At 52.5% G+C, this 5,508-nt stretch carries 5 protein-coding genes; 4 read left to right on the top strand and 1 reads right to left on the bottom strand.

The annotated features are described in order from the left end of the window. Nucleotides 1-204: 204 nt before the first annotated feature. The 3 genes from ACMWLG_RS25265 to ACMWLG_RS25275 all read left to right on the top strand — a co-directional run bounded on the left by ACMWLG_RS25265 (nucleotide 205) and on the right by ACMWLG_RS25275 (nucleotide 1,940). The gene (locus ACMWLG_RS25265; protein WP_031603520.1) at nucleotides 205-549 is read left to right on the top strand and encodes a MobC family plasmid mobilization relaxosome protein; all 345 of its coding nucleotides are present in this window, start codon (nucleotides 205-207) and stop codon (nucleotides 547-549) included. A gap of 677 nt (nucleotides 550-1,226) precedes the next feature. Beyond that, nucleotides 1,227-1,718: an MbeB family mobilization protein gene (locus tag ACMWLG_RS25270; RefSeq protein ID WP_139152731.1), complete on the top strand. Its 492-nt coding sequence runs from the start codon at nucleotides 1,227-1,229 to the stop codon at nucleotides 1,716-1,718. A gap of 6 nt (nucleotides 1,719-1,724) precedes the next feature. After that, entirely contained in the window at nucleotides 1,725-1,940 is a 216-nt protein-coding gene (locus ACMWLG_RS25275; RefSeq protein ID WP_000137422.1) for an MbeD family mobilization/exclusion protein, read from the top strand. Nucleotides 1,941-3,471: 1,531 nt separating this feature from the next. Here ACMWLG_RS25275 and ACMWLG_RS25280 read toward each other — a convergent pair. After that, a complete protein-coding gene (locus ACMWLG_RS25280; protein WP_000609279.1) occupies nucleotides 3,472-3,765 on the bottom strand; it encodes a HigA family addiction module antitoxin in 294 nt (97 codons plus the stop codon). Between the two features lie 337 nt (nucleotides 3,766-4,102). Between ACMWLG_RS25280 and ACMWLG_RS25285 the strand changes: the two genes are divergently transcribed. Beyond that, nucleotides 4,103-4,384, top strand: a complete 282-nt coding sequence (locus ACMWLG_RS25285; protein ID WP_000594459.1) for a type II toxin-antitoxin system RelE/ParE family toxin — start codon at nucleotides 4,103-4,105, stop codon at nucleotides 4,382-4,384. Nucleotides 4,385-5,508 lie beyond the last annotated feature (1,124 nt).

Raw genomic sequence — 5,508 nt, forward strand, 5'->3', positions numbered from 1 at the left:
TTTTTCTCCTGCCACATGAAGCACTTCACTGACACCCTCATCCGTGCCAACATAGTAAGCCAGTATACACTCCGCTAGCGCTCGTGACTGGTTCAGGGCTGCGCCCCGAAACCCGCCAACAGCCTGACGCGCCTGCGGCTTGTCCAACCCCGCGCCGACCGGGAAAGGCTTTCCCGCCCGTCCCGGCGTTATCAGGAGGCCGGTTTGTCAGAGAAACGGAGCAAGATGCTCACCATGTGGGTGACGGAGGACGAGCACCGGCGGCTGCTCGAGCGCTGTGACGGCAGGCAGCTGGCGGCGTGGATGCGGCAGATCTGCCTGGACGAAAAGCCGGCACGTTCCGGAAAGCTCCCCTCACTCTCGCCGGCGCTGCTGCGCCAGCTTGCCGGCATGGGCAATAACCTGAACCAGATAGCCCGCCGTGTTAACGCCGGCGGCGGCACCGGCCATGACAGGGTACAGATTGTGGCGGCGCTGATGGCCATCGATGCCGGCCTTGAGCGGCTGCGGCACGCCGTTCTTGAGAAAGGAACGGACGATGATCGTTAAATTTCATCCGCGCGGCCGCGGCGGTGGCGCCGGGCCGGTGGACTATCTGCTGGGTAAAGACCGGCAGCGTGAAGGCGCCACCGTCCTGCAGGGGAAGCCGGAAGAAGTCCGGGAGCTGATTGACGCGTCGCCTTACGTTAAGAAATACACCTCCGGCGTCCTGTCGTTTGCGGAGGCCGATCTGCCTCCCGGCCAGCGGGAAAAACTGATGGCCAGCTTCGAGCGGGTTCTGATGCCCGGACTCGATAAAGATCAGTACAGCATTCTGTGGGTGGAGCACGCGGACAAGGGGCGTCTGGAGCTGAACTTTCTGATCCCCAATACCGAGCTGCTGACCGGCAGGCGGCTCCAGCCGTACTACGACCGCGCCGACCGGCCGCGCATCGATGCCTGGCAGACCATCGTGAACGGCAGACTGGGGCTGCATGACCCGAACGCGCCGGAAAACCGCCGGGCGCTGGTCACGCCGTCCGGACTGCCGAAAACGAAGCAGGAGGCCGCAGAAGCCATCACGCGCGGACTGCTGACCCTTGCTTCGTCCGGCGAGCTGAAAACCCGTCAGGACGTCACTGAGGCGCTGGAACAGTCAGGTTTTGAGGTGGTGCGCACAACGAAAAGCAGTATCAGCATTGCCGACCCGGACGGGGGGCGAAACATCCGACTGAAGGGAGCCATCTATGAGCAGTCTTTTAACGCTGGCGAAGGACTTAGAGCAGCAATCGAAAGCGCAGCAGCAGAGTACCGGCGAGATGCTGAAAGCCGCATTCAGCGAGCACGAGCAGTCTGTCAGAGCGGAACTGAGCGCAAGCGCGAGGAGAATCAGCGACGCCATCCTCGCCCACGAGCAGAGTATGAGCGAGGCGATGGAGAAAAACCGGCGGAGCGTACTGCGGACTGCCGGGCGGACATGGCTCACCATCCTGATGGTGTCAGCGCTGCTGATCGGCACGAGCGGGAGCATTCTGTGGTGGCAGGGGCAGCAGATAACCAACAATTACACGCATCTTCGTCAGCAGGAAGATACCCTGGCGAAAATGACCGCCCGGACGTGGGGAGTGCGCTATCAGGAGAGCAGCGACGGCCGGAGGTTTCTTATCCTGCCGCCGGGGATGCAAACCGAAGCCATCCCCTACGACGGGACGACATGGATCCGCCTGAAACAGGAGTAGCGGAAAATGACAGAGCTGGAAAAGCAGTTGCTGAGCGCATTAGAGCAGCTACAGCAGGACTACTCGCAAAGGCTGGACGAATGGGAGAGCGCCTTCGCGGAATGGCGGAGCATGTGTGGGCTTATGCAACGGGAGAACGCGGTGCTGAACGAGCGCGTGTCGGACTTGAGCACGCAGGTGCTGAGTTTAAGCGAGCAGCTGCGCCGCTTGTCCGGGAACTGAATGCCATCGAGCTCCGGCACAGGGAGAATGAGTATCAGAAAACACTGGAGCTGGAGCGCCAGCCGCAGAAAACCTACCGCGGGCCGACACTTTAAACCATCCAGGCAGCTGACAACCCGCACGAAGAGGGGCTCTTACTTCTCCCGCTAAATAGGTTCGTGATCAAAAAGGTCACGACTTATTCAGGAGCGGGAAATGAAGCTGTTAAATCTTATTGAATCATTGCTTAACTGCCTGTATCTGGCGGCGGAGCTGTGGGACTGGCTGGAGAAGCATTTGTCGGTTTTTAAGGCATTGGCGCGGATTTTAGTGTGACTTTAACATCCATGCATCTGGCTGCATGACTATGCACCAGTGTAATATTCAGCGGCTGCGTTTCTGGTGTTTTTTCGTTATGTCTGTCGCCACTTTCTCGCGTCTGGCACCGGAAACGCAGCCAACCCCGTTTCAGCGGTGCGGGCAACGGATGTTATGGTAAATAAGAGCGACCGTCCCGGTCGCTCTTGAAAGAGAATTCGGCCTTAGGTCAGTTTTCGCAGATACAATCATGTGGACTGCGGAGACATTCTTCGCACTCCTCACATATGCACTCATCCAGTTTTTCACCGCACTCGTCGCAACGTGAGCAGCTACAGTGCTCATCTAAATTTCCACAATCGCTGCAGCGCTCACAGACGCAGTCTGCCAGCTTCTCGTTGCAGTCATCGCAGAAGCCACAGGTACAGGCGCTGGCAGGGAGGGCACAAACATCGCAAATCTTATCCATTGGATCCATTTTATCTCACTTTTATTTTATCAGTGGCTGTGTGCGGGCGATTTCCCCAGCGCGATAGATGTGGATTTAAGTGCCATTTTTCAATGATTAAGGCAGCTAAAAAAGTGGTTTTTTAGGGCTTTTCAACGTGACCAGCACTGACGGGGATAAATACAGGTAAGCAATAATGCTCAGTCATGAAAAGGAGAATCCGATGGAGCAACATACCCCTGAATACTTACGACGTACCTTAGCTCATAACCGTGCCCTAATGGACGATATCATTAGCAGTGGCATGTCCAGGTACTACAACACGGAGATTGTGGATGCCGCATGTGAGGCGATAGAAGCTGAATTGCGACGACGAGGAATTTTGTAAGAGACAAAGCCCGCTTATGCGGGCTTTGTCGTTACTGGCGCTTCTGTTACTCAGTGTTGTCTGGGGTTCGGTAGATCTGTAGCCAGTACCTGCCAGGTGCGCTCGTTGGTGGTGCGAACTCATTATCGCGAATGGTGCAGTATCGTCCATATTTGCGGGTAACAGTATGAGTGTTTGTGTTGATGTCACATTCTTGGAATGAGCCACCATCACGACCTATTTTGCCATGTGGTCCTACATAAATTGCCATTTTGTTCTCCTTTTTAGAGCCTTGTATGGGCATCTTATTGGTGTTCAAACAACAATCATTTCAAGATCTAAGAACTGAACTAAAAATCAAACTAAAGGTAGGTATGCGGGGGTTTTACGGCAAAAAGCCCGCACGAGCGGGCTTTTACTTATGGAAACATCGGATGAAGGTGTTCTAGCGTCTCGGATAAAGTCTTACGACTTTTCGAGAGGCTGTACTGAGCCTGCATATTAACCCACGACTCTGCAGAGCGGCCTATAACTTTAGATAGTCGAAGAGCCATCTCATAACTAAGATCAGTTTTTCCATTGAGCAATCTACTTAATGCAGATTGTGATACTTCAAGCTTATCAGCTAACTCTGCGGCAGGTATTTCGAACGGTTCCATGAACATTTCCCTGATGAATTCACCGGGGTGTACAGGATCGTAAAGATTTATCATGCCTTCCTCTATTGGTTTTGTATTTGATTACACAAAACATTTTGTTTCTTTCGCGTTGCGCATTGCACAATACGCAAGTGTCTGTTATTGACAAAAAAAGCAGTAAGCTTTAGGATGCTCGGTGGAGCAGAAAGCTACCGCTGATATGGTGTCTTTACCGACTTTTTCAAGGCGCCATATTGTACGGTTAGCGCTCTTGGAAGTCAAACGAGGTAATCGACCTCAGAGACAAAGTTACGTCAATTATTTTAATAATGCAAGGGGTTCAAATGGACGCTGTCAAATTGTTTTCTGTTTATAGAGATAGATATCGACGAAAATTTTATGGAGATGATTGATGATAAAAAACATAAAGCATAAAGGGCTTCGGAGTTTTGCTGAAAACGGTAACACCGCCGGAATTCAGCCTCACTTAGCGAAAAAACTTCGCATGATATTGACTACGCTAAGCACCGCAACATGTCTTCAAGATATTGTGGATGTAAGGGCGCTGGGGTGTCACCCCCTAAAAGGTGAACGTAAAGGTGAGTTTTCCGTAGAGGTTAACGGAAACTGGAGGGTGGTTTTCAAGGTGGAAGAACCAAACGTCTTAGACGTTGATCTTGAAGATTACCATTAGTAATCAATAAGTAAGTTACTAATCCATCCTAGTGGCAATATGGATGGATTAGGGACTTTATTCAAAAATAAGTACCTCTGGAGGATTTATGAGAGCCTTTATGATTTTGTTGTTCCCTTTGCTTTGTGTAGTCATTGCTGGGGTTCTTGCTGTTCGTGGCCTAGATGGGTGGGGATGGTTCCTGTTTGCAGCTGTTTTGTGTACTGGTGTTGATACGGTGCAGAAACATGTCTCTAACAAGAATAATTCTGTAAGCGATTGAGGCTTTCAGGGTTCTTCCTTGACTGATTAAATCGACAAAGCGTATCTTATGTTCGAAACGAAAAAACCGCCTGGGGAGGCGGTTTTTTCGAGGGTTCAGTAAGTTGGGGAACTTCTGAACCGTGGTAACAGGGTGTACAAGACCGCTGAAACCAAATTCTGTCCTTCCAGTTTAGCCTCAGTATGGCTCTGACTTCAAGAACTCTGCATCAGTAATCTCTTGTACACCCTCTTACCAATGGCCGCAGCCAGTGGCGTTTTGTTGTGTCTTTCCGGGTTGGACTCAAGTCGATAGTTACCGGATAAGACGCTGCGGTCGGACTGAACGGGGGGTTCGTGCATACAGTCCAGCTTGGAGCGAACTGCCTTCCCGGAACTGAGTGTCAGGCGTGGAATGAGATAAACGCGGCCATAACAGCGGAGTGACACCGGTAAACCGAAAGGCAGGAACAGGAGAGCGCACGAGGGAGCCACCAGGGGGAAACGCCTGGTATCTTTATAGTCCTGTCGGGTTTCGCCACCACTGATTTGAGCGTCAGATTTCGTGATGCTTGTCAGGGGGGCGGAGCCTATGGAAAAACGGCTTTGCCGTGGCCTTCTCGCTTCCCTGTTAAGCTTCTTCCTGGCATCCTCCAGGAAATTTCCGCCCCGTTCGTAAGCCATTTCCGCTCGCCGCAGCCGAACGACCGAGCGCAGCGAGTCAGTGAGCGAGGAAGCGGAATATATCCTGTATCACATATTCTGCTGACGCACCGGTGCCGCCTTTTTTCTCCTGCCACATGAAGCACTTCACTGACACCCTCATCCGTGCCAACATAGTAAGCCAGTATACACTCCGCTAGCGCTCGTGACTGGTTCAGGGC

Source organism: Enterobacter sp. 01-M-02-SI-ECC, assembly GCF_047530595.1.
Lineage (GTDB): Bacteria > Pseudomonadota > Gammaproteobacteria > Enterobacterales > Enterobacteriaceae > Enterobacter > Enterobacter cloacae_M.

Bases quoted from the DNA above. Each gene is read 5' to 3' on its own strand.
- ACMWLG_RS25270 (WP_139152731.1), top strand. From the start codon at position 1,227: ATGAGCAGTCTTTTAACGCTGGCGAAGGACTTAGAGCAGCAATCGAAA.
- ACMWLG_RS25275 (WP_000137422.1), top strand. From the start codon at position 1,725: ATGACAGAGCTGGAAAAGCAGTTGCTGAGCGCATTAGAGCAGCTACAG.
- ACMWLG_RS25280 (WP_000609279.1), bottom strand. From the start codon at position 3,765: ATGATAAATCTTTACGATCCTGTACACCCCGGTGAATTCATCAGGGAA.
- ACMWLG_RS25285 (WP_000594459.1), top strand. From the start codon at position 4,103: ATGATAAAAAACATAAAGCATAAAGGGCTTCGGAGTTTTGCTGAAAAC.